Origin of the sequence: Frankia sp. CeD, from assembly GCF_000732115.1 — a bacterium.
Classification (GTDB): Bacteria; Actinomycetota; Actinomycetes; order Frankiales; family Frankiaceae; genus Frankia; species Frankia casuarinae.
On sequence record NZ_JPGU01000034.1, the window covers coordinates 18,223 to 42,008 of the forward strand.

The 23,786-nt window shown below is 70.6% G+C and carries 17 protein-coding genes and 2 pseudogenes (1 of these 19 running past the window's edge); 17 read left to right on the forward strand and 2 right to left on the reverse strand.

What is annotated here, in order from left to right:
• The 16 genes and pseudogenes from CED_RS16125 to CED_RS16205 form a co-directional block, all read left to right on the forward strand.
• Window positions 1-1,149, forward strand: a pseudogene (locus CED_RS16125) (nickel-dependent hydrogenase large subunit) (it extends 459 nt beyond the left edge of the window).
• Window positions 1,150-1,258: 109 nt separating this feature from the next.
• The gene (locus CED_RS16130) at window positions 1,259-1,729 is read left to right on the forward strand and encodes a hydrogenase maturation protease (RefSeq protein ID WP_235187110.1); all 471 of its coding nucleotides are present in this window, start codon (window positions 1,259-1,261) and stop codon (window positions 1,727-1,729) included.
• Window positions 1,730-1,791: 62 nt separating this feature from the next.
• Window positions 1,792-3,042, forward strand: coding sequence for a hypothetical protein (locus CED_RS16135; protein WP_011435524.1), 1,251 nt, complete (start codon window positions 1,792-1,794; stop codon window positions 3,040-3,042).
• 146 nt (window positions 3,043-3,188) lie between these two features.
• A complete protein-coding gene (locus CED_RS16140) occupies window positions 3,189-4,277 on the forward strand; it encodes an NHL repeat-containing protein (protein ID WP_011435523.1) in 1,089 nt (362 codons plus the stop codon).
• Window positions 4,274-6,820 (forward strand): carbamoyltransferase HypF, encoded by a 2,547-nt coding sequence (gene hypF / locus CED_RS16145; RefSeq protein ID WP_011435522.1) that lies wholly within the window; start codon window positions 4,274-4,276, stop codon window positions 6,818-6,820. The genes CED_RS16140 and hypF overlap by 4 nt, the downstream gene beginning before the upstream one ends.
• Before the next feature lie 3 nt (window positions 6,821-6,823).
• A complete protein-coding gene (locus CED_RS16150) occupies window positions 6,824-7,105 on the forward strand; it encodes a HypC/HybG/HupF family hydrogenase formation chaperone (RefSeq protein WP_035911970.1) in 282 nt (93 codons plus the stop codon).
• Window positions 7,102-8,208 carry a hydrogenase formation protein HypD gene (hypD, locus tag CED_RS16155; protein ID WP_035911971.1) on the forward strand — a complete coding sequence of 369 codons (1,107 nt, stop codon included), beginning with the start codon at window positions 7,102-7,104 and terminating at the stop codon, window positions 8,206-8,208. The genes CED_RS16150 and hypD overlap by 4 nt, the downstream gene beginning before the upstream one ends.
• The gene (gene hypE, locus CED_RS16160) at window positions 8,201-9,262 is read left to right on the forward strand and encodes a hydrogenase expression/formation protein HypE (RefSeq protein ID WP_035733716.1); all 1,062 of its coding nucleotides are present in this window, start codon (window positions 8,201-8,203) and stop codon (window positions 9,260-9,262) included. Before hypD ends, hypE begins: the two co-directional genes overlap by 8 nt.
• 194 nt (window positions 9,263-9,456) lie before the next feature.
• The gene (locus tag CED_RS16165) at window positions 9,457-10,068 is read left to right on the forward strand and encodes a hypothetical protein (protein WP_011435518.1); all 612 of its coding nucleotides are present in this window, start codon (window positions 9,457-9,459) and stop codon (window positions 10,066-10,068) included.
• A 2-nt stretch (window positions 10,069-10,070) separates the two neighbouring features.
• Window positions 10,071-10,694: a hypothetical protein gene (locus CED_RS16170; protein ID WP_011435517.1), complete on the forward strand. Its 624-nt coding sequence runs from the start codon at window positions 10,071-10,073 to the stop codon at window positions 10,692-10,694.
• Window positions 10,695-10,971: 277 nt separating this feature from the next.
• Window positions 10,972-11,523: pseudogene (locus CED_RS16175) on the forward strand (hemerythrin domain-containing protein).
• Window positions 11,524-12,127: 604 nt separating this feature from the next.
• Window positions 12,128-12,997, forward strand: a complete 870-nt coding sequence (locus CED_RS16180; RefSeq protein WP_035911973.1) for an ArpA protein — start codon at window positions 12,128-12,130, stop codon at window positions 12,995-12,997.
• 80 nt (window positions 12,998-13,077) lie between these two features.
• Complete coding sequence (locus tag CED_RS16185) at window positions 13,078-14,049, forward strand: hypothetical protein (RefSeq protein ID WP_011435514.1); 972 nt, start codon at window positions 13,078-13,080, stop codon at window positions 14,047-14,049.
• Between the two features lie 211 nt (window positions 14,050-14,260).
• Window positions 14,261-16,135, forward strand: coding sequence for a choline/carnitine O-acyltransferase (locus CED_RS16190; protein WP_035911975.1), 1,875 nt, complete (start codon window positions 14,261-14,263; stop codon window positions 16,133-16,135).
• Window positions 16,136-18,649: 2,514 nt separating this feature from the next.
• Entirely contained in the window at window positions 18,650-19,654 is a 1,005-nt protein-coding gene (locus CED_RS16200; protein WP_035911977.1) for a hypothetical protein, read from the forward strand.
• Window positions 19,651-20,706 carry a glycoside hydrolase family 26 protein gene (locus CED_RS16205; RefSeq protein WP_011435510.1) on the forward strand — a complete coding sequence of 352 codons (1,056 nt, stop codon included), beginning with the start codon at window positions 19,651-19,653 and terminating at the stop codon, window positions 20,704-20,706. The genes CED_RS16200 and CED_RS16205 overlap by 4 nt, the downstream gene beginning before the upstream one ends.
• 94 nt (window positions 20,707-20,800) lie before the next feature.
• Here CED_RS16205 and CED_RS16210 read toward each other — a convergent pair whose 3' ends face one another.
• Window positions 20,801-21,337 (reverse strand): glutathione peroxidase, encoded by a 537-nt coding sequence (locus CED_RS16210; RefSeq protein WP_011435509.1) that lies wholly within the window; start codon window positions 21,335-21,337, stop codon window positions 20,801-20,803.
• 287 nt (window positions 21,338-21,624) lie between these two features.
• On the opposite strand from CED_RS16210, the gene CED_RS16215 reads away from it, so the two are divergent.
• Window positions 21,625-21,807, forward strand: coding sequence for a Trm112 family protein (locus CED_RS16215; protein ID WP_011435508.1), 183 nt, complete (start codon window positions 21,625-21,627; stop codon window positions 21,805-21,807).
• Window positions 21,808-21,956: 149 nt separating this feature from the next.
• On the opposite strand, the gene rpsA is transcribed toward CED_RS16215, so the two are convergent.
• The gene (rpsA, locus tag CED_RS16220) at window positions 21,957-23,435 is read right to left on the reverse strand and encodes a 30S ribosomal protein S1 (RefSeq protein ID WP_011435507.1); all 1,479 of its coding nucleotides are present in this window, start codon (window positions 23,433-23,435) and stop codon (window positions 21,957-21,959) included.
• Window positions 23,436-23,786: the final 351 nt, after the last annotated feature.

Below are 23,786 nucleotides of genomic sequence, written 5' to 3' on the forward strand. Positions count from 1 at the left end.
GNNNNGGTCTACGCCATCTTCGGCGGGCAGTGGCCGCACTCCAGCTTCATGGTGCCCGGCGGGGTGATGTGCGCGCCGACGCTGTCGGACGTGACCCGCTCCATCGCCATCCTGGAGCACTGGAAGGTCAACTGGCTGGAGAAGCAGTGGCTCGGCTGCTCGGTGGAGCGCTGGCTGGCCAACCGTACCTGGCAGGACGTGCTCGCCTGGGTGGACGAGAACCCCGCCCAGCACGACAGCGACTGCGGCTTCTTCCTCCGGTACTGCCTAGACATCGGCCTGGATCGCTACGGCCAGGGAGTCGGCAACTACCTGGCGACCGGGACGTACTTCGCCCCCGACCTCTACACCCGGCCGACCATCTCCGGCCGCAACGCGGCACTCATCGGCCGGTCCGGGGTGTACGCGGGCGGCGGGTACTTCGAGTTCGACCAGGCCCGGGTGCGGGAGGACGTCACCCACTCGTTCTACGAGGGAACCGAGGCGCGCCACCCGTTCGACGGCGAGACCCGGCCCATCGATCCGGCGCGCGGCCGGGAGCAGGGCAAGTACAGCTGGGCGAAGTCACCCCGGTACGAGGTGCCGAACCACGGATNCCTGCCGTTGGAGGCCGGGCCACTCGCCCGCCGCGTCGCAGCCGCGGCTCCCGGCGCGGGTGCCCACCAGGACGACGACCCGTTGTTCGGGGACATCCTGGCGGCCATCGGCCCGTCGGTGATGGTCCGCCTGCTGGCCCGGATGCACGAGGCCGCCAGGTACTACCAGTGGACGCGGGCCTGGCTCGACCAGCTGGACCTACGCGAGCCGTTTCACCTCAAGCCGGTGGAGTACACCGAAGGGCGCGGCTTCGGTTCCACGGAGGCGGCCCGCGGCTCGCTCTCGGACTGGATCGTCATCGAGGACGGCAAGATCGCGAACTACCAGGTGGTCACCCCGACCGCCTGGAACATCGGCCCCCGCGACGGCTCCGAGGCGCCCGGTCCCATCGAGCAGGCCCTCGTCGGCACGCCCATCGTGGATCCGGAGAACCCGATCGAGCTCGGCCACGTGGCCCGCAGCTTCGACTCGTGCCTGGTCTGCACGGTCCACGCCTACGACGGCAGGACCGGCCGGGAGCTCAGCAGGTTCGTCATCAACGACAACCTATGACCGGGACCGACCTATGACCGGGGATCGCGAGGCGGGTGCCGCCTCGCGGCCCCCGGTCGGGCCGCGGGNGCAGGTCGATCCGCCCGGTTTCGAACCACCAGGGNGCGAGGTGGCCGTGATCGGCTGCGGCAACCTGCTGCGCGGTGACGACGGGGTCGGGCCGATCCTGGTCCGCCGGCTCGCCGAGACGGGCGTCCCGGCCGGGGTGCGCCTGGTTGACGGGGGGACCGCCGGGATGGACACGGCGTTCGCGATGCGCGGCGCACGCCGGGTCGTGGTCGTCGACGCCAGCCGCACCGGGGCCGAGCCCGGGACCGTGTTCGAGGTCCCGGGCGCACAGCTGGAGAACCTGCCCCTGGACGCGCCGCACCCGCACGCCTTCCGCTGGGACCAGGCGCTGGCGTTCGGGCGCTGGCTGCTCGGCGACGGCTACCCGGACGACGTCGTCGTCTACCTCATCGAGGCGGGCGGCGTGGAGCCCGGCGCCGATCTCAGTCCCGCGGTGCGCCGGGCGATGGAACAGGTCCGGGACATGATCCTCTCTGGTCTCGCCCCCGGGACCGGCGGAACGGACGGATGACCGGACGCATGGATGACCGGACGCACAGGTCCAGATGACCAGACGCATGGGTGAGGACGCGCATGGGTGAGGACGACGTCATCAGCACGGGCGTGACCTGCGCGCGCCCGCAGCCCGTCGGGGTCTTTCCGCTGCCGGCCGGCTTCCTGCTCGTGCCGGGCGGCGAGGCCACGGCCGACCTGCGCCGGACACTGGCGGCCGGGAAGGTGCCGGTGGCCTGGCCGGCGGAGCTGGCCGCGCTGGAGCTCGCCTACCGCGGGGAGGTCGTCGCGGCCCTCGGGCAGCTGCGCGGCGACGACCCGGTCGACCGCTACAACCGCTTCGTGCTGCGACCAGCGGGCGCGGACCCCGAAGACCCGGTGGCACTGCGCCGGGCGCTCGGCGACGAGCTGGGGATCCTGGTGGACGTAGTCCGGTTCGCCCTGGGCGAGCTGGACGAACCTCCGCCGCCCGGCGGGGAGACCGACGAGATCGCGGCGATGGTGTGGTCCGCACACGCCGCCCACGCCATGGCCGCCGGCCGGACGGGCGAGGCAGCGGGGCTGCTGGAGCGGGCCATCGCCGCGGCGCGGGAACCCTCCCCCGGTCTCGCCGCCCAGCTCAGGTCCACCGCGGCGGACCTGCGTCGCGGAGTCGAGGGACCGAGCCCGGCCGTCATCGCAGAGCTGACGGCGGCGCTCGCCGCGCTGGCCGCCACCGACCTCACGGTCGGCCGGGCCGAGTTGCACCTGAGCCTCGGTTCGGCCTACCAGGAGCTGGCCGGGGACGATCCGGCGGGCCTGAAGGTCGCGGTGGAGCACTACCTCTCGGCGCTGCGCCTGGTCCGCATCGACACCGCCCCGGAGCTGTTCGCGGCGGCACAGGTCAACCTCGCCACGGCGTATCTGACCATGCCGATGGCGCAGGCGTCCGACCAGCTGCGGGTCGGCGTGGCTGTGCAGGGCCTGCGGACCGCTCTGTCCGTCTACACCCGCGAGACTCATCCCGAGCGGTGGGCCAGCACCCAGCTCAACCTGGCCAACGCCTTGGTCTACGCGCCGTCCGCACACCGGGAGGACAACCTGCGGGAGGCGGTCGCGCGCTACCAGGAGGTCATCGCCGCCCGCGACCGCGACGCCGACCCCCTCGGCTACGCCCGGGCTCGGGCGAACCAGGGCAACGCCCTGGCCCACCTCGGCCTCTTCGACCCGGCGCAGGCGGTGCTGCACGAGGCACGGGCGATCTTCGAGGAGGTCGGGGACCCCGACGCCGTCCTGGCCGTGCGCGGGGTGCTCGACGAGATCGCCCGCCGACTCACCGCGAAGCCGACGTGACGCCCGGCAGCGGAACACTCGGTGACGCCACTCCGAGCACTCCGACCAGATGGGTGGGGCAGGACGGCCAGGCGGGACGGGGCGGCCAGGCGGGACGGGGCGGCCAGGCGGGACGGGGCGGATGGGCGGGGAGCTGGGAACCGGCGGTGTGGATCGGCGCCCCGGCGCCCGGCGGGCTGGCCCTGCCGTCGGCGCGGCCGTCGGCGTCCCGGCTGTACGCGCCGCGCGGGGTGTGGCTCGGCGACGACCTGCTCGTGGTGGCGGACTCGGGTAACCACCGGGTGCTGATCTGGCATGGTCTGCCGGCCGTCGACGGCGCCCCCGCCGACGTCGTGCTCGGCCAGGCCGACGCGACGAGCGAAGGGCCGGCGGCCGCGGGGCGCGGGCCCGAACGCGGCCTGCACCTGCCGACCGGCGTGCTCGTCACGGATGGCCGGCTCGTGGTCGCCGATGCCTGGCACCACCGGGTGCTGGTCTGGAACGAGGTCCCGACGGTCACCGACACCGCCCCCGACCTCGTGCTCGGGCAGCCGGACGCCGACGCCGTCCGCGAGAACCGGGGCGGCCCGTGCGGACCAGACACCTTCTACTGGCCCTTCGGGGTGGCCGTGGTGGGTGGGCGCTTCTACGTCGCCGACACCGGTAACCGGCGGATCCTGGGCTGGTCGAATGGCCTGCCGTCCTCGCCCGGCCGGCTACCCGACCTGGTGCTGGGGCAGCCCGATCCCACCCGCCGGGACGAGAACCGTGGCGGCGCGGCCGGTCCGGCGAGCTTCCGGTGGCCGCACGACCTCGCCGGCACCGCCGACCGGCTGCTGGTCGCGGACGCCGGCAACCACCGGCTGCTCGGCTGGGCCCCCCATCCCGACGCCGACGGCGACGCCGATCTGGTGCTCGGCCAGCCCGATCTCGCATGCTCCGGGGAGTTCCCCTACGCGCCCGGCCGGGCCGACGTCCTGCGCTTCCCCTACGCCGTCGACAGCTACGGGCACCTGCTGGCCGTCGCGGACACCGCCAACAACCGCGTCCTGCTGTGGGAGGAGCTGCCGCGGCGCAGTTCCACGCCCGCGACCGGTGTGCTCGGCCAGCCGTCGTTCGCCGAGACCGGGGAGAACCGGTGGACCCGCGTCGAGGCCGACACCTTCTGCTGGCCGTACGGCCTCTCGGTGCGCGGCGACCGGCTCGCGGTGGCGGACTCGGGCAACAACCGGGTCATGATCTGGCGGCGGGTATGACCGGAGGGCGGACCGGGCGGACCGGGCGGACCGGGCGCCGGGTCCGGCGCCGGGTCGTGGTGGAGGGCGTCGTCCAGGGCGTCGGTTTCCGGCCCTACGTCCACCGGCTCGCGGGCACCCTCGGGCTCGCGGGATTCGTCGGCAACGACTCGACCTCGGTGTTCGCCGAGGTCGAAGGCGACGAGGTGGCCGTGGCCGAGTTCCTGCGCCGACTCGAACCGCAGGCGCCACCGCTCGCGCGCATCGAGCGCGTCACGGTGACGAGCGTGACCCGGTCGACCGCCGGCGACGCCGGGTTCCGGATCGTGGCCGGCGCGACCGTTCCCGGCGATCGCACCCTGGTACCCGCGGACACCGCGGTGTGCGCCGACTGCCTGCGCGAGATGTTCGACCCGACCGACCGGCGCCACCGCCACCCGTTCATCACCTGCACCAACTGCGGCCCGCGGTACACGATCATCAGCGCGCTGCCGTATGACCGCGCGGCCACGACGATGGCCCGCTTCCCGATGTGCGCGCGGTGCGCGGCGGAGTACGCCGACCCGGCGGACCGCCGTTTCCACGCCGAACCCGTCGCCTGCCCGTCCTGCGGACCGAAGCTGTGGTTCAGCCCCGCGGACGGCACCGGACCGGAGGTCCACGGCACGGACGCCGCGCTGGCGGCGGCCCAGCGGGCACTGGCGGACGGCGCGGTGGTCGCGGTCAAGGGCGTCGGCGGCTACCACCTGGCCTGCTCGGCCGAGAACGACCCGGGCGACACGGCCGGCGACACGGCCCTGGCGCGCCTGCGCGCCCGCAAGGACCGGCCCGACAAGCCGTTCGCGGTGATGGTGCGCGACCTGGCGACGGCCGCCCTGGTGGCCGACCTGTCGTCGGCGGAGGCGGCGCTGCTGGCATCGCCGGCCGCTCCGATCGTGCTCGTCCGCCGCTCGCCCGCGGCGGGGATGTCAGGGATATCGGGGATGTCGCGGCTGGTCGCCCCCGGCACTCCGCTGGTGGGGCTGCTGCTGCCGTACACACCCGTGCACCACCTGCTGTTCGCGCCGGTCCCGGGTGGCGGCCCGCGACCGCCGCGGATGCTGGTGATGACCAGTGGCAACCGTTCGGGCGAGCCCATCTGCTTCGCCGACGACGACGCGCGGGACCGGCTCGCCGGCCTCGCTGATGCGTTCCTCCGGCACGACCGACCGATCCTCCTGCCGTGTGACGACTCGGTGGTGCGCTGCGGCTACGGGGACGACGGAGACGACGGGCAGGTGCTGCCGGTGCGGCGCTCCCGCGGATACGTTCCGCTGCCGGTGGACCTCGGCCGCCCCGTCCGGTCGGTGCTCGCCGTGGGCGGCGAGGGCAAGAGCACGTTCTGCCTCACCACGGACCGTCGCGCGTTCGTGTCCCAGCATCTGGGTGACATGGGCAGCCTGGCGGCGCTCAGGGCCTTCGAGCGCTCCGCCGCGCACCTGACCGATCTGTACGGCGTCGCGCCGGAGACGCTCGCCGCCGACCTCCATCCGGGATACGTCACCCGGGCCTGGGCCGAACGCGCGGCGGCTACGGGGACCGAACAGGCGGCAGCCGGGGACCCGGCGGCGGGGGCGAACCAGACCTCCACCCACGGGTCACGGTCCGCCGGCCGATTGCCGCACCTGGTCCAGCACCACCATGCCCATGTGGCCGCCCTACTCGCCGAGCACGGCAGGCTCGGCGACACCATCCTCGGGGTCGCGTTCGACGGCACCGGCTACGGGCTCGACGGCACGATCTGGGGCGGCGAGGTGCTGCTGGTAGGCCCGGACGTCGCCCGCGCCGAGCGGGTCGCGCACCTGCGTCCGATCGGCCTGCCCGGGGGCGACGCCGCCGTCCGCAATCCGTACCGGGTCGCGCTCGCCCATCTGGCCGCCGCCGACCTGGACTGGACCGCGGACCTGGCGCCGGTGCGGGCCTGCTCCGTGGCGGAGTTGCGCACCCTGCGCACCGCGCTGGACCGGGGCGTGGCCTGCGTGCCCTGCACGAGCATGGGCCGCCTGTTCGACGCGGTGGCGTCACTGCTCGGGGTGCGTCACCGGATCACCTACGAGGCGCAGGCCGCCGTCGAGCTGGAGGCGCTCGCCGCGGCGGAGTTCGGCGGCGCCGGACTCGGCGGCGCCGGACTCGGCGGCGCCGGTGCCTGCCGGCTCTCCTTCGGCCTGGCGAACGGCGTCCTCGACCCGGTGGGGGTGCTCGCGGGGATCGTCGCCGGTCTGCGGGCGGGAGTGGCGGTGCCGGTGCTGGCCGGCGCGTTCCATCTGGCGGTCGCGGACGCGGTGGCCGAGGTCGCGGGGCTCGCGCGGCGGCGGTACGGAGTCCGCCTGGTCGGTCTGACCGGCGGGGTGTTCGCCAACGTAGTGCTGACGCGGGCCTGCCGCGCCCGGCTCGCCACTGCCGGGTTCGACGTACTCGTCCATCGGGTGGTGCCGCCGGGCGACGGTGGGCTGGCGCTGGGCCAGGCGGCGGTCGCGGCGCTGAGCCGCCCGACGGAGCCGACCTTCGGCGGGAAGGAAGCCTGAGGCATGTGTCTGGGGATACCGGGCCGGANCATCGAGATCTGGGACGACCGTGGTACGCGGATGGCGATCGTCGATTTCGGCGGCGTCACCAAGACGGTGTGCCTCGCCTACCTGCCCGACGCGACCGTCGGGCAGTACACGATCATCCATGCCGGCTTCGGGCTGATCAGGCTGGACGAGGCCGCGGCGCGGGAGACCCTCGCGATGTTCCGGGACCTGGGGCTGCTCGAGGAGGAGCTGGGATCGCGCGCGGCGGAACCGGGCATGACCGGGCCGGGCCGGTGAGGTACCTGGCGGAGTTCCGCGACCCGGCGTTGGCCCGCCGGCTGCTGGATGCGATCATCGCCACCGCGACCCGGCGCTGGGCGATCATGGAGGTCTGCGGCGGCCAGACCCACTCGATCATCCGCAACGGAATCGATCAGCTCCTCACGGACCAGGTCGAGTTCATCCACGGCCCCGGCTGCCCAGTGTGCGTCACGCCGCTGGAGACGATCGACCGGGCGCTGGCGATCGCCGCCCGCCCCGAGGTGATCTTCTGCTCGTTCGGGGACATGCTGCGGGTCCCCGGCAGCGGCATGGACCTGTTCATGGTCCGGGCGCGTGGCGGGGACGTCCGGGTGGTCTACTCGCCGCTCGACGCGGTCCGCCTCGCCGAGGAGAACCCGGACCGCCAGGTCGTGTTCTTCGGAGTGGGCTTCGAGACCACCNCCCCAGCCAACGCGATGGCCGTGGTGACGGCCCGGCGCCGTGGAATCGACAACTTCTCCGTACTTGTCAGCCACGTGCTGGTGCCGCCGGCGATGACCGCGGTCCTCTCCTCGCCGGCGAACCGGGTGGCGGCGTTCCTGGCAGCCGGCCACGTGTGCACGGTGATGGGCACCTTCCAGTACGAGCCATTGGTGGCGACCTACCGGGTACCGATCGTCGTCACCGGTTTCGAGCCGCTCGACCTGCTCGACGGGGTGCGCCACGCCGTCGAGCAGCTCGAGGCGGGGCGGGCAGAACTCGCGAACGCCTACCCGCGGGCGGTGCGGCCGGCGGGCAACCCGGCGGCCCGGGAAATCCTCGCCGAGGTTTTCACGGTGTGTGACCGGGCCTGGCGGGGAATCGGGACAATCCCGGACTCGGGTTGGCGGCTGTCCGCGGCGTACCGGGACTTCGACGCCGAGGTCCGCTTCGACGTCGAGGGCCTCACGGTGGCCGAACCGGCCGAATGCCGCAGCGGCGAGGTGTTGCAGGGCCTGGTCAAACCGCCGCAGTGCCCGGCGTTCGGAACCTCCTGCACGCCACGCACCCCGCTCGGCGCGACGATGGTCTCGGCGGAGGGGGCATGCGCCGCCTACTTCCAGTTCCGGCGACTGACTCCGGCGGGCAGCCGTGGCTGACCCCGTCGACCCGACCGGTTGGACCTGCCCACTTCCGCTGCGTGACCATCACCAGGTGGTACTGGGGCACGGCGGCGGCGGCGTGCTGTCGAGCGAGCTGATCGAGCATCTGTTCCTGCCCGCGTTCGGGACCACCGACACGGCGCGGGCACCGGCGGACTCGGCGGTCCTGGATGTCGCGGGCGCCCGGCTCGCGTTCTCCACCGACTCGTACGTGGTGCGCCCGCTGTTCTTCCCCGGTGGCTCCATCGGCGAGCTCGCGGTCCACGGCACCATCAACGACCTGGCCTGTGCCGGCGCGGTGCCGGTGGCGCTCTCGGCCGGGTTCATCCTCGAGGAGGGCCTGGAGCTCGCGGTCCTGGGCCGGGTGGCGCAGGCGATGGGCCGGGCCGCCGCCGCGGCGGGGGNGCGGCTGGCGACCGGGGACACCAAGGTCGTCGAGCGCGGGCTGGCCGACGGTCTGTACGTGAACACCAGCGGCATCGGGCTCGTCCCGGCCGAGGTGGACATCCGCCCCGAACGGGCGAGACCCGGCGACCGGGTCATCGTCTCCGGTCCCGTCGGCGAGCACGGTGTCGCCGTGCTGAGCGTGCGCGACGGGCTGGAGTTCGGCGGCGAGGTCCGCTCCGACACGACGGCGCTGCACGGGCTGGTCGCGGCGGTGCTGGCGGCCGCCCCGGGGGTCCACGCGCTGCGCGACCCGACCCGAGGTGGCCTCGCGACCGCGCTGTGCGAGATCGCCGCCGCGTCCGGGACGGGCATCGAGTTCGCCGAGCGCGCCGTGCCGGTGCCGCCCGCGGTCGAGGCGGCCTGCGGGTTCCTCGGCCTCGACCCGCTGCACGTGGCGAACGAGGGCAAGCTGGTCGCGTTCGTCGCCGACGCCGACGCCGACGCGGCGCTCGCGGCGATGCGGGCGCATCCGGCGGGGCGTGACGCGGCCGTCATCGGCACGGTCACCGCGGAGCATCCGGGCGTGGTTGTCGGGCGCACCGCGTTCGGGGGAACCCGCATCGTCGACCGGCCGCTCGGCGAGCAGCTCCCCCGCATCTGCTGAGTTCGGCGGCGTGGCCGCGCCCACCTTTCCAACGATCGGCGGGCCAGGGCACGTGGTGCGCCGGGAGGCCGAGGCCTCCCGGCGCTAATGCTTACCGAGAGTAGCTTACATAGACCGGAAGGGTGATTCCCTTGACGGAACCTGATCAATTTAGGTTAGCCTAACCTAATATCAGGCTTCCCCGAGGAGGACGTATGCCCCAGCGAACAGCCTTGCCCGTACTGGCCGTCTCCCTGCTGCTCGGTCTCACCGCCTGCTCCGACGATTCGACGACCGACGCCACGACGGCTTCCCCGGGACACCCGGTAAGCAGCTCGACCACCTTCTCCGTCGCGGTACCGGAGGGCGTGTTCAAGCAGTACACGACGCTCGCCAAGGAGATCCGGTCCGAAGGAGGCGAGGTCCAGAGCGGACCGTGGAAAATCGGCTACATCGTCGAGGCCGCGGAACCCTGGTACGAGGGCAAAGGCGGGCAGCAGATACTCCGCAAGCCCGCCGCCGACGAGACGCACCACATTGAGATCATCCCCGTGGAGGCGGCCACGGGCCGGATCGTGCCGAACGTACCAATCACGCTCGCGGTCATCGACGGCAAGGGCACGGTTGCGGAGGAGAAGACACTCAACTTCTACTACGCCGAATTCTTCCACTACGCGAACAACTTCTCGATCCCGCGGGACGGCAGCTACACGTTGCGCGCAACAATCGGGGTACCGACCTTCTTCCGGCACGGCGAGGAAGGCCACACGCCGGCGTTGGCCAGCGGCACGACTGCCACCTTCACCAACGTCACGCTCAGGCACTAGTCATGCATGATCACGGAGATAAGGTCCCCGAGCGGCTCGTTTCCCTGCCCGCGGACCCGCGGCCTGTCCCGGTCCTGGTCATCGCCCAGCCCTCCCCGCCTGCCAGCGGGGTTCTGCCACGATGGGCCGTTTTCCTCGCCACCGGAACAGCGCTCGTCGTCGGGTGGGCGGCCGCCGTCTGGACCGCCGCCCACCTCACCGCCGACCCGACCCTGCACACCGCCGCCCTGTTCGTGCATCTCGCCGCGCTCGTGGGCGGGTTCGGCGCGGTCCTCGCCATCGACTTCTTCGCCCTGTCATGGCTGTTCGGTCGGCGCAGCTTCCCGGACGTCATCCGGGTGGCCAGCGGCCTGCACGTGATGATCTGGGCTGGTCTGGCGGGGCTCGTGCTCAGCGGCATCCTGCTGCATCCGGACCTGTCCAGGCGACTGACCCAGGTGAAGATCGGACTGGTGCTCCTCATCGCCCTCAACGGCCTGCACATCTGGGCGATCCAGCACCGGCTGGAGCAGTCCGCCACCGTCCCGTCCCGGGCGCTCCTGGCCCGATCGATAATCAGTAACCTGCTCTCCCAGGCCGGATGGTGGGGTGCGATGGTCATCGGCTATCTCGCCAGTCAGGACTGAACCAGAGTCAGGACTAACAGTCAGGACTGACCGGTCGTCGCAGCCGCCGACACCATCTCCGTCGCCGTCGTGGGGCTGCTGCTCGCTGTCGCCGGCACCGCGCGGATGCTGCCCGTTCGTTCCGATCGGCCGTGGGGAAGGGCGACTCGCGGACCGCTGCCCTGCCGCCATTGGTAGGGCACCGGACAGGACTATCGGCCGTGTGGGAGCCGCCCTGGCCATTCGATGATGACCATGAGCGGCGCGACACGAGCGCCGCCGTGCGAGTGGGGATGGGATGGCGACGCTGCCGGTGGGGCACGCGGGACGCGGGGTCGTCGCTGATCTTCTTCTACCCAAGGTGGGTACTATGCGTGAATACTGCAACTGTCAGTCACTGCCGGCGATCGCGGCCCTGATCGGGGAACATGACCAGGTCACCGATCTCATCGCCGACACGCACGAGGCATATCGACAGGGTGATGTCGGGGCAATGGTGACACTCTGTGAGCAGATGTCGGCGGTTCTCCAGCCGCATACGGNGGNGGNGGNGAAGGGTCTGTTCCCCGCGATGGCACTCGAGTTCCCCGAACAGATCGCGATCCTGCAGAGCGAGCACCGCCGGATCGAGGCTGTGCTCGCCGGGGCGACCGACGGCACCGTCCGGGTCGATCCCGCTTGGCCGACACGGGTCATCGAGGCGATGAGCCTGCTGCGCAGGCACATCGCGAAGGAACAGGACGGCGTGTTCCACGCCGCCGTCTCGATTCTCAGCAACGAACAATGGAACCGTCTCGGCGAGATCCGCCAGGCGCTGAAGCTCGTAAGCTCCTGNAACCTCGTACGATGACCGACTCCCTCCCCGGAACGGCCGGCTCCAGGCATCGGATCAGCCTTCGGGCATCGGCCGTTGCGGCGGGGTCGGGCCGGGATCGCTCCCGGGCACGCCGGTACGGGACGTGGCGGTACCGAATGTGGCGGTACCGGACGTCGCTGCACCGGACATGGCGATACCAGATATGGNTCTACCGGACGTCGCTGCACCGGACCCGCCGGACGCATCTCCGGTGAACACGAGAAGGCTGAGATCCCGACGGTTGGCGTCCTGCGCCGGGCACCTTCCGGCCGGGCCAGACAGGGGCCGGTACGGCCAGTTCGCATCGACGGTGGCCGGGGCCGGTCGCCCGCCGGGCCCGCGGGCACCCACGTACGGCCGCTCAGGACGAGGACGCGGGACGCCCCGAAGATGGTGGCTCCGCGACAGGTCGTGGCCGGGTTGCTGGAATGGNGGCAGGCGGGCGGGATTCGCGTCCCGCGCGAGCACAGGCGTGTGACATCTCACACTGACTTTCGCCATCATGACCATCGGGCGACCATGTGACAAATCGCATCGAGGTCGTGGACGGTTCCCATCGGCGACCCGGGGCCGCCGCGTAGCGGCGGAGAGGAGTCACATGGTTGCGACGGAAACCTGGTCCATCAGCGAGCTGATCAATACCGTTCGTTACCCTCTCACCGAACCTCCGAGCCACGCCTGGCGGGACGTCGTCTCGTGGGCCCGGGAGGAACTGCGCACTCGCGGATGCTGTGTCCTCCCGGAATTCGTCCGGCCCTCCGCATTCACCGCGGTCGCACAGGAGTGCGCCACCGTCGCTCCGCTCGCGTATGACGAGGTCGAGACGGTCAACGCCTACAACATCGCGGTCGACCCGTCGTTGCCGGCCGATCATCCGGGCCGGTTCACGATGCGGCGGGGGNATGCCTTCGTCGCCCGCGACCAGATTCCCACCGAATTCGCCGTCCACCGCCTCTACACCAGCGAGCTCTTCCAGCATTTCATCGCCGGCTGCTTCGACCTGCCGAGAGTCCACGAACTCGCCGACCCGCTGGCCGGGCTGTGCCTCAACATCATCGCCCCCGGGCTGGAGCACCCCTGGCACTTCGACACGAACGAATTCGCGGTGAGCCTGCTCACGCAGGCGCCGCGGGCCGGGGGCGACTTCGAGTACTGCCCGAACATCAGGTCCGCGCAGGCGGAGAACTTCGCCGACGTGCGGGCCGTGCTGGCGGGCGAGGGCGGCCATCTGGTCCGGCGTCTCGCCCTCCGACCGGGTGATCTCCAGCTTTTCCTGGGCCGCTATTCGATGCACCGGGTGAGCCCGGTCGAGGGCGACACGGCCCGGCATTCCGCAATCTTCGCCTACACCGGGCACCCCGGGGTCGTCGGCAGCGTCGCGCGCACGAAGCAGCTCTTCGGCCGGGTCCTTCCGCGGCACCTGGCGGCGGAGAAGAGCGCGGTCCGCGTCGACCAGCTGCTGGACTAGCTGGACCAGAACTCGGTCGGCGAGCTGCTTCAGCACCGGCCTGTCTGCCCCGACCGCCCGTCACAAGGAGCGCCAGACGCGTGTATTCCGACGACAGCAGATATTCTGCCGAGACCACCGACTCCGACGGAACCACGAATTCCTCCGAGGCCGCGTACCCCACCGGGACGAGGCGGTTCGACGACAGCGGGAAGATCTCGCTCGACCACATCTACACGCAGCCCGACCCGCACGCCTACTTCAGTACCCTGCGGAAACTCGACTATCGTATCCCGCAGCTCGCCAAACCGTACTTCAGCCAGCTCATCCGGGAATTCCGGATGGTCCGGGGACGACCGCCGACGGTCTTGGACGTGGGCTGCTCCTACGGGATCAACGCCGCGCTGCTCCGCTGTGACGTGACGTTTGACGACCTGCACGAGCGCTACGCACCGCCCGGAACCCGGCCGACCCGGGACGTGCTGCTCGCCCGTGACCGCGAACTCGTCCGGTCCCGCGACGGGCTGGAGACGAGCCGGTTCCTCGGTCTGGACAGCTCGGGGCCGGCCATCTCCTATGCGTCCGCGGCTGGGTTCCTCGATGACGCCGTGCACGCCAACCTGGAGGACCGGGACCCGACCGACGCCGAACGGGAGCGGCTCGTCGGAACGGACATCGTCGTCTCGACGGGCTGCCTCGGGTACGTCACCGAGCGGACCATCGCCCGGGTGGCCCGCGCGGCCGGTGAGCGCAGGCCGTGGATGGCCCACTTCGTGCTGCGGATGTTCCCGTTCGAACCGGTCGAGGCGACGCTCGCGGGGCTCGGGTATGAGACCGTGCACGTCAACGGCGTTTTCCGGCAGCGGCGCTTCGCCTCCGCCGAGGAGCAGTCGCTCGTGCTCGACACGCTGTCCACCGTCGGCGTCGATCCACGGGGGCTGGAGGCCGAGGGCTGGCTGTACGCCCAGCTGCACATCTCTCGGCCGCGCGGGGTGACCAGTCCCTCGACCGCTCATCCCGCCTCCGGCCGGCGACCGGCGGCGACATCCACCCGGCCGGTTCCGCCAGGCTGACGGGCGACCGGTGCCGGCGGCGNCCCCCGCGCGGCCGGTAGGTCGAGGGCGCCCCGGCCATCATGCGAGTCGGATGAACCGTACGAGCCGAATGTCCGATGGAACGCCCGCCACCCGTGGAATCTCGGCGACCATGGACCCAACGCAGCCTGTGGCGTTCACCATGACCGTGTCCCCGAGACGAGTTCCCCGAGACAACCCGAGGCCCAGCATGAATGCGATCAGTAGCTCCCAGCGATCCACCGGAACCTTCGCGAACGACGATCTGCTGCCCCGGGTGCCATTGCCCACGCTGGCGGAGAGCTGCGAACGTTTCCTTGCCTGGTCCGCGCCGCTGCTGACCCCGGCCGAGCAGGCGACGACCGAGGCAGCCGTCGCGGCCTTCCAGGCACCGGGCGGCCCCGGCCCCACCCTGCACGCGGCGCTGGAGCGCTACGACGCCACCGAGGGCGTACACAGCTGGCTGGACGGCTTCTGGGACTCCCGCTACCTCGGCCGGCGCGACCGCATCGCGCTCAACGCGAACTACATCTTCCTGTTCAAGGACGCCGAGGGTCTGTCCGCCGAGCAGCCGCAGGTGGAGCGGGCCGCCGGGCTCGTGGCGGCAGCCGTCGACTACAAGCTGCGCCTCGACGACGAGCGGGTCGAGCCGATCGTCCAGCGCGGCCAGACGCTGTCGATGGCGCAGAACACGTTCCTGTTCTCCACGACCCGGATCCCGGGAACGGTCCAGGACACCGTGCGCACCCCGTACAGCGAGCAGTGGCCCGGGCCGTCCCAGGCCCGCCACATCGTCGTCTTCCACCGGGGAAACATCGTCCGGCTGGACGTCGTCGGGCCGGACGGTCACCCGTACACCCTGGACGACCTCGCGGCGGGCCTGCGCGCCGTGGTGAAGGCCGCCGCGTCGCGGATTCCGGCGGACGCCGCCGTCGGCCAGCTCACCACCAAGGCCCGGGCTGACTGGGCCGCGAGCCGCCAGACGCTGCTCGCTCTGGACCCCGCCAACGCGGCCGCGCTCGACACGATCGAGACCGCGCTGTTCGCCCTGTGCCTGGAAGACTTCACCCCCAAGGACAACCTGGCCGCGTGTGACCACCTGCTCCACGGCGACAGCGCCAACCGGTGGTTCGACAAGGCGGTGTCACTGATCGTTTTNGCCGACGGCCGGGCGGGCATCAACGTCGAGCACTGCGGGCTGGACGGGACGACGATCCTCAGCTTCGTCGACGACCTGCTGGGTACCTCGCCCGCGGAGCACTCGGCGAGCTCTGGCGCCCGGCCCCAGGGGCTACCCGTCATCGAGCCCGTCGAGTTCGTCCTCGACGCCAGCCTGCGGGCGGATGTGGCCGCCGCCGGCGCGTCGTTCGCGGAGTTCGCCGCGGCGACCGCCTCAACGGTGTTGTCCTTCACCGACTTCGGGCAAAACCGGGCCAAGGCACTGAAGACGTCACCGGACGCATTCGTGCAGCTCGCCTACCAGCTGGCGCACAGCCGGGCCAAGGGGCACATCGGCGCCACCTACGAATCGATCGCCACCCGGCACTGGCGGCGCGGCCGCACGGAAGCGATGCGGGTCGTCACCCCGGAGATCCAGCGGTTCGTGACCGTACTCAACGACCCGGACACCGACACCGCCACCCGCCGGACCGCGTTCCGCGCCGCCGCCGACGCGCACGTGCGGCGCGCGAAGGACTGCCAGGCCGGGCGGGCCCCCGAGCAGCACCTGTGGGAGCTGCAGTTCATCGCCCGNAGCCAAGGCGAGCGGCTGGGGGTGACCGAGCCGATCGCGCTCTACGAGGCCCCGGGCTGGCTCAAGGCGCGCGACGACTACCTGAGCACCAGCTCCGCGCCGTCCACCAACGTCGAGTTCTTCGGCTTCGGGTCTACCAGCAGCCAGTGCATCGGCATCGCCTACGTGCTGCTGCCGGACCGGTTCAACCTCTACCTGAGCACGCCGCGTGCGGTCGCGGACGGGATGTACGCGTTCGCCGACCAGCTCCAGCAGGTCGTCACCGAGCTGCAGGACCTGCTCGCCACCGATGAGACGGGCGACGGGCCATTCAAGGCGGGCTATTCCAGGTAATTGATGATGCGGCCCACGCCCCGCTCCTGCCTTGTCCAGGCCTCCGCGAGCGCGGCCACCGGCATCAGGGATGCCCTGATCCGGCCGGCAGCCGGTGTCCCGGAAGCGGATCGGATGGCGCACCCCACCTCACTGGATCCGCCACCGAGTACCGCCCTGCCGGGGGTGACCGACGTAACAAGGGGATCGGGCCGAGGCCCGACTGCTAAACTTACGGACCATCAGCCTGGATGCGGAAGATTGCGGACGTAGGCGAGCGAACCGTCTACGGGGCAGGCACATGCCGGAGAATCGCGATCTCATCGCCCGTTTCATGCCCCCGCGATCCGCTCTGGCCAACCACCGTTGTCGGGTCCGCTCGGACCAGATCCACCCGAGCGGCCCTAGCCGAGCGTTCCGATCCCATCGGGCTACCATCCTGCTAGCACCCTGGCCGACTGGCGCCCTGGTCAGAAGCGACGCGGTGGGCTCGATCGTCGTCCGCCGCGGAAGCGGCGGCGTCGCTCGCCCGGCCGGCACGGGGAGCCGGGGTCGGACCGATGCGGCACGGAGAGGACGGACGGCGGTGGATCAATGAGTTCGGCCACCGACCCCCGGCAAAAGACGATCATCAGGACTCTCCGCGATCCCTCCACCGTCCGAGTACCACCCGGCGGAGGGCCGGGTGGGCTCCGGTGACCGGCCCGGACACATCCGCGCCGGCCACGGCCCAGCAGCACGAGTCACCACGCCCCCGGACGGAACCCGTGCCGGAGGTCACCGCCGCCCTGTCGCCGCGACCGGAACAGTTCGACCGGGAGCGGACCCAGGTCATCCGCGGCCTGCGCGGCCGCCGGATCCCGGCCGTGGAAGCCTTCGGGACGGCACTGGACGGGCCGACCCCCGAGGGGCTNCNCCCCCTGTGGGGTCCCGCGACCGGCGAATGGCTCATCCCGCCGATCGGCCGCGGCGAGATCCACCGGGGGCGCGAGGCACCGGCAGTCCCGGATTGTGGGGAACCGGTCGACTACGGGCTGACCATCCTGGACGACGGCGGTCCGGCCGGTGGTCGCCACCATGACGAGCGACCGACCCGGGGTTCCAGCCGCTCGCGGGCCATCTGGACACTCGTCGACCAGGTGCTCTCCAGCGGGACGAACGCCGTGATGTCCTTCGTCATCGCCCACAGCGTCAGCAAGTCCGAGTTCGGGGCCTTCGCCGTCGCCTTCGCGATCTTCTCATTGATGATCGGGTTCTCGAAGGCTGTCGGCACCGCTCCGCTGGGGATGAAGTTCTCCGACGTGCCGCCGCGGGTGTTTCGGGTGGCCGGCGCGGCGGGGACCGGCACCGCCCTCGTGATCGGGCTGGTCTGCGGGGTCGTGACGCTTGCCGTCGGTGCGGCGATGGGCGGCTCGGTCGGCGCCTCGCTGGTCGCGATGGGACTGGTCTTTCCCACGCTGCTGCTCCAGGACGCCTGGCGGCAGGTCTTCTTCGCCGAGGGTCGCCCGGCCGCCGCCGCCGCCAACGACGGGATCTGGGCGATCGTCCAGTTCGCCGCCATCTACGCGCTGATCGTCCGCGACGTCTCCACCTCGTGGGCGATGCTGCTGGCCTGGGGTGGCGCCGCCGCGGTCGCCGCCATGCTGGGCGTCACGCAGGCCGGCTTCAAGCCGGCGCCGAGCCTCGTGCGCCAGTGGGTCGTCGAACACCGCGATGTCAACGGGTACATGAGCGCCGAGTACCTCACCGTCCAAGGCGCCCAGCAGGCATCCNCTCTGCTGCTCGGTACGCTGGGCGCGATCGACCTGGTCGGCGCGCTGCGCGGGGTGCAGACTCTGCTCGGACCGACGACCATTCTCGCGGTNGGGATCGTGAGCNGGGCCANCCCCGANTTCTCCCGCCGCAAGGACCTCTCGGCCGCAGCCCGGGTCCGCGCCGCCTACGCCCTGTCCGCGGTGATCGTCGCGGCCGGCGCCGCCTGGGGGACGATCTTTCTCGTCCTGCCGACGAGCATCGGGCACTCGCTGCTCGGCCAGACCTGGGAGCAGACCCACGACCTGCTGGCGCTGTCCATCGTGCAGCAGGCGGGCCCCGCGGCGACGGTCGGGCCGGCCTGCATGCTCTACGCGCTCGGCAAGGCCAAGCTCACCTTCCGCGCGAATGCGGTGCTCGCCCCCCAGCTTGTCGTCTATCCGATCGTCGGTCTGGAGATCGGCGGCGGCACCGGCGCGGTCTGCGGTTACATACTTGCCTTCTGGGTGACCGTCCCCATCTGGTTCATCCTCGTCCGCCGGGCCGCACGGGAGGTGGAACGGGACACGGCGATCGCCCTTTCCGGCGAGCCGGCCGGACCGGCCGTACAGGGCCGAGTTCCGGAGCACCCGACCGGGACCGGCAATGATCAATGATAATGATGTTTCACAGTAACGTACGAGCTGTGTGCAATATGTTCGGCCGACCGCGTCGAGGCGGTGTCCGAGGCGTCGAGGCCACCACGATGAGCGCTGCCGGGCCAGGGCCGGTAGGGGGGTTGCGATGATTCTGCGTATTCTTTATCGGTCGGTCGGTTCGGAGAACACGAAGAACCGACCGACCTTCTACAGCAAGATGCTTGCGTTGGCCTCTCTCCTCCGGGCCGTCGAGAACGTCGACATCCCGGTACGGATCGTCTTCGTCAATGACGGCCCTATGCCGGCGGAGCGTCTTGCCGTGATGACGTCCGCCGGCGAGGTGCAGTCGGTGCAGTGCGGCAGCAATCGCGCGTCCTACCGGTACGTGCTGCGGATGCCGCGGGTCCGGCGCTGGTCGCCGGACGATCTGGTCTGGCTCGCCGAAGATGACTATTTGTACACGGAAAAATCGCTTTCCAGTCTCGTCGCGGCAGCGACCGCGCTCCCCGCGGTCGATTACTTCACCCTTTACAGCACGCTGCGATTCTCCTCAACCNCCNCCCGCCGCCGGCCAATGATCCACCGGGACGGCGGCAGCCACTCCCACGCGCCGGTGGTCGACGGCGTGACCTGGGCCAGGGCCGCCACCACGACCAGCACGTTCGGTCTGCGGGTCGGCACCCTGCTCGAGGACGAACTGCTGCTGCGCTCGATCCCGTTCGTCGGCGGCGCCTTCGACCGCGCGACCTGTCTCACTCTGCAGGGTTTCCAGCCCTTCCGGCTGGCCGAGCTGAGCGGGGAACCGCCTGCGTTCGCCCCGCCACCCCCCGCCGCGCGGATCGCTCGTCGGGTGGTGCTGAGCGGGCTGCGCACGACACTCAACGCCGTCGCCTTGGCGCGGCCCGAACGGCTGCGCCGCACGATGCTGGTGCCGGAGCCCTCCATGGCCACGCACATGGAGCTGGGTGAGGCGCTCGTTCCCGGTCACGACTGGGCGGTCGAGGCCGAGGCCGTGCAGGCCTGGCTACAGGCTCGGCGGCCCGGCCCGCTGGAGACGCCGCTGCTCGGCGCCATTGCCACGGCTTCGGGTACGCAGCGATCCTCCNCCATGCACGGACCCTCCACCATGCACAGACCCTCCGTCGCGTGAGACCGCGACCGGCACCGCGAGGGTGGGGGTCTGCCGGCCGCCGCACCGTCCGCGCCGCCCGGACGAGGAACAGACGTGCCGCCCATCCGCTCCCGCTGCCGCTGCTCCTCCTGCTGGTCATCGGCCTGGTCGCCGGCGGGCTCAGCTCCTGCTCGAACAAACCCAAGCCGCCCCAGCCCGGCGGCGTGCGCTGGGTCTCCGGCGCCAACGGCAACTACCCTGCGGACGTCAACCTCTGGTCGGTCTTCACCGGCCGCAAGGTGGACCTGGCCGTCGTCTTCACGGATCGGCAGGACTGGACCAACCTGGTCTCGGCCGGCTGGCCGACGCAGGCCTTCACCCGGGACAAGTTCCCCGGCGGCCTGTCGGTCGCCCAGCCGATGTTTCCCAAAGACGGCGACGAGGCCACCTGCGCGACTGGCGCCTACGACAACTACTGGCGGCAGTTCGGCACCACGCTGACGACGTTCGGCCGCGGCGACGCCTTCGTCCGGCTCGGCTGGGAGTTCAACGGCGACTGGTTCTGGTGGTATCCACGCGACGTCGAGACCTGGAAGACCTGCTACCGCCGCACGGTCCTGGCGATCCGGTCGACCGCGCCGCACGTGCGGATCGACTGGAACATGACCGCGCACCGGGATCACCTGCCGGTAAGCGGTCAGGACATCTGGGATGCCTATCCCGGTGACGACTACGTCGACGTGGTCAGCATCGACTCCTACGACTCCTACCCCGCGTCCGTCAGTAAGACGATCTGGGACCGGCAATGTCATCTGCGGTCCGGTCTGTGCACGGTGATCGCCTTCGCCCGCGCCCACGGCAAGAAGTTCGCCGTTCCGGAGTGGGGTCTGGTGCGCACGACCGGCGGCGGTGGCGACAACCCCTACTACATCCAGAAGATGTACGAGACCTTCACCGCGAACGCCGACGCCCTGGCCTACGAGGCGTACTTCAACAACGCCGAGGAGGGGAACGTGGAGTCCTCGCTGTACAGGCCGGTACTGAACCCGAACGCGGCGGAACGCTATCTGGCGCTGTTCGGCGACCGCTGACCGCGCTCGCCTACTCCTGCCGCGAAGCCGGCGGGCACCGTCGGCTTCGGCGTGCCCGGCCGGCGATAGCGGCAGGCCGGGCACGGGAGAACCATCAGGCCAGGGTGGCCTCGAGGTCCTTGCGGATCTCCTCGGGGGTGACAGTCGGCTCGTACCGGCGGACCACTTTTCCGTCCGGGTCGACAAGGAACTTGGTGAAGTTCCACTTGATCTCGTCGGTGCCGATCGCTTCCGGCCGGGTCTTCTTGATGTGCTCGTAGAGGAAACCGGCATCGGGCCCGAAGTCACCGGGCGCCTCGGAACGCAGGTGGGTGTACAGCGGGGCCGCGTCGGGTCCGTTCACCTCGATCTTCCCCAGGACCGGGAAGGTGACGTCGAACTTCGTGGCGCAGAACTCCTGGATCTCGGCATCGGTGCCCGGCTCCTGCCCGCCGAACTGGTTACACGGGAAGCCGAGGATCTCCAGGCCGCGGCCGTGCAGATCCCGGTACAGGGACTCCAGCCCCTCGTACTGCGGCGTCAGACCGCATTTGCTGGCAACGTTGACAATCAGCAACGTCTGGCCGGCGTAGTCGCCGAGCGAGCGGGAGGTTCCGTCCGCGGCATCGACGGTGAAGTCATGGACAGTCATGGACACCTGACTCTCGATGAGGGCGAGCTGGGACTTCGCGGCCGGTCTCCGGCCGCCGAGCGACTTCGACGCTATCCCCCAGAAGTTTTTATGTCATCGAGTTGGTTGCATAACCCGTCAGCGAGGCGAACCGGTGCCTCACGACCGGGATCGACACCGGGATGGCTGGCGCCCCCCGGTCGGGACCGGTCAGGGCCGACCTGGGTGTCTGCGATGCTCATGGGATCCGGAACGGATACTCACGGGTCCCGCGACGGCCCCCAAGACGACGAACAGGAACGTCAGAGATGACCATCGAACCCGAACTGTTGAAGATCCTCGCCTGCCCGGTCGACAAGGGACCGCTGGAGCTCGTCGACGGCTGGCTGGTCAACCCGCGTCTCGGCCATCGCTACGAGATCCGCGACGACGTTCCGATCCTGCTCAGGCCGGATCACGTCGACCCGGCCGTGGCACGCTCCTCGTCCTGATCCGGCCCAGGACCTCCCTCTGCCCGGGCTGAGCTTCTACCCGGGACTGGGCTTCCGCCGGGTCTGGGACGGGCAGGGGAAAGGATCGGAAATCGGTCGGGGCCCGGGGAGAAGATCCCCGGGCCCCGACCGTCGGTGACGGGAGTCGGCTACTCCCGACCGAACTGCTCACGCAGCCGACGCAGCGCCTCTTCATCGATCGCCGAGGAAGGCTGCTCGGACTGGGAGGTGTAGGAGGAGGGGGCCGCCGCGGCGGCATCGGCCTCCTGCGCGGCCCGGATCTGGACCTGGTGCGCCTCGAAGCGGGCCTGGGCCTCGGCGTACTGCCGCTCCCATTCCGCCTGCTGCTCCTCGTAACCTTCGAGCCATTCCCCGGTCTCGGGGTCGAAGCCTTCGGGGTAGACGTAGTTACCCTGCTCGTCGTACTTGGCTTCCATGCCGTACTGGCTCGGGTCGAACGCCTCGCCGTCGACAGCCAGCCCTGTCGCCTCGTTCGCCTGCTTGAGCGACAGGCTGATGCGGCGGCGGTCGAGGTCGATGTCGATGACCTTCACCAGGATCTCGTCACCGACGTTCACGACCTGCTCGGGGATCTCCACGTGCCGCTCGGCCAGCTCGGAGATGTGGACCAGACCCTCGATGCCCTCGTCCACCCGGACGAACGCACCGAACGGCACCAGCTTCGTGACCCGGCCTGGAACGACCTGACCGATCGCGTGGGTCCGGGCGAACTGACGCCACGGGTCCTCCTGCGTCGCCTTCAGCGACAGCGAGACCCGCTCGCGGTCCAAGTCGACATCGAGGACCTCGACGGTAACCTCCTGGCCGACCTCGACCACCTCGGACGGGTGGTCGATGTGCTTCCAGGACAGCTCGGAGACGTGCACGAGGCCGTCCACACCACCGAGGTCCACGAAGGCGCCGAAGTTGACGATGGAGCTGACCACGCCCTTGCGGATCTGGCCCTTGGCCAGCTGGGCGAGGAACTCGGAACGGACTTCGCTCTGGGTCTGTTCGAGCCAGGCCCGCCGCGAGAGCACAACGTTGTTGCGGTTCTTGTCCAGCTCGATAATCTTGGCTTCGAGCTCGCGGCCCACGTAGGGCTGCAGATCGCGGACCCGGCGCATCTCCACAAGCGAAGCCGGCAGGAAGCCACGCAGGCCGATGTCGAGGATGAGACCACCCTTGACGACCTCGATCACGGTGCCGGTGACGACACCGTCCTCGTCCTTGAGCTTCTCGATCGTGCCCCAGGCGCGCTCGTACTGCGCACGCTTCTTGGACAGGATCAGGCGGCCTTCCTTGTCCTCCTTCTGGAGGACAAGGGCCTCGACGTGGTCGCCCACACTGACGACCTCGTGCGGGTCGACGTCGTGCTTGATCGACAGTTCCCGGGACGGGATCACGCCCTCGGTCTTGTAGCCGATGTCGAGCAGCACCTCGTCGCGGTCGACCTTGACGATGATGCCGTCAACGATGTCGCCATCGTTGAAGAACTTGATCGTCTTGTCGACGGCCGCAAGGAAGTCTTCGGCCGAGCCGATGTCGTTGACCGCTACCTGTGGTGTGGTCGGGCTGGGCGAGATGGTCACGGTCTCCACGGGTCGTACGTCGGTGGTGCTCGTCAAGGGGTCGGCTCCGGCTAGGGGTGGTCGTCCGCGCGAGGGCCGGATCGAACCGCCGGGACCGAGGGACAGAAACAACGCCAAAAACGAAGAAACTGTCAGAAACGATAACGACGCTCGAGTGGATCCGCTCGGTCTGAGACCCACAGACCCTCGTGCACGCCCCCAAGTCTAGGGACGGGTGTCCAGGGTGGTCAACGGGCGCCCGTACCAAGACGTGCGCCGTCCGCCATCACTCTCACTCTGCGCAGACACATGACGTCCATATGTAGTTTTTGGTGGCGGCGTGGCACCGCGGTAGGCGGGACAACGCCGTCCCACGGATCGTCGCGGCACACGGGTGGGAACGTGTGC

What these genes read in the sequence shown, in the direction of transcription:
- CED_RS16210 (WP_011435509.1), bottom strand. Translation starts at nt 21,337, where the DNA reads ATGACTGTCCATGACTTCACCGTCGATGCCGCGGACGGAACCTCCCGC.
- hypF (WP_011435522.1), top strand. Translation starts at nt 4,274, where the DNA reads ATGACCGGAGGGCGGACCGGGCGGACCGGGCGGACCGGGCGCCGGGTC.
- CED_RS16165 (WP_011435518.1), top strand. Translation starts at nt 9,457, where the DNA reads ATGCCCCAGCGAACAGCCTTGCCCGTACTGGCCGTCTCCCTGCTGCTC.
- CED_RS16135 (WP_011435524.1), top strand. Translation starts at nt 1,792, where the DNA reads ATGGGTGAGGACGACGTCATCAGCACGGGCGTGACCTGCGCGCGCCCG.
- CED_RS16215 (WP_011435508.1), top strand. Translation starts at nt 21,625, where the DNA reads ATGACCATCGAACCCGAACTGTTGAAGATCCTCGCCTGCCCGGTCGAC.
- CED_RS16170 (WP_011435517.1), top strand. Translation starts at nt 10,071, where the DNA reads ATGCATGATCACGGAGATAAGGTCCCCGAGCGGCTCGTTTCCCTGCCC.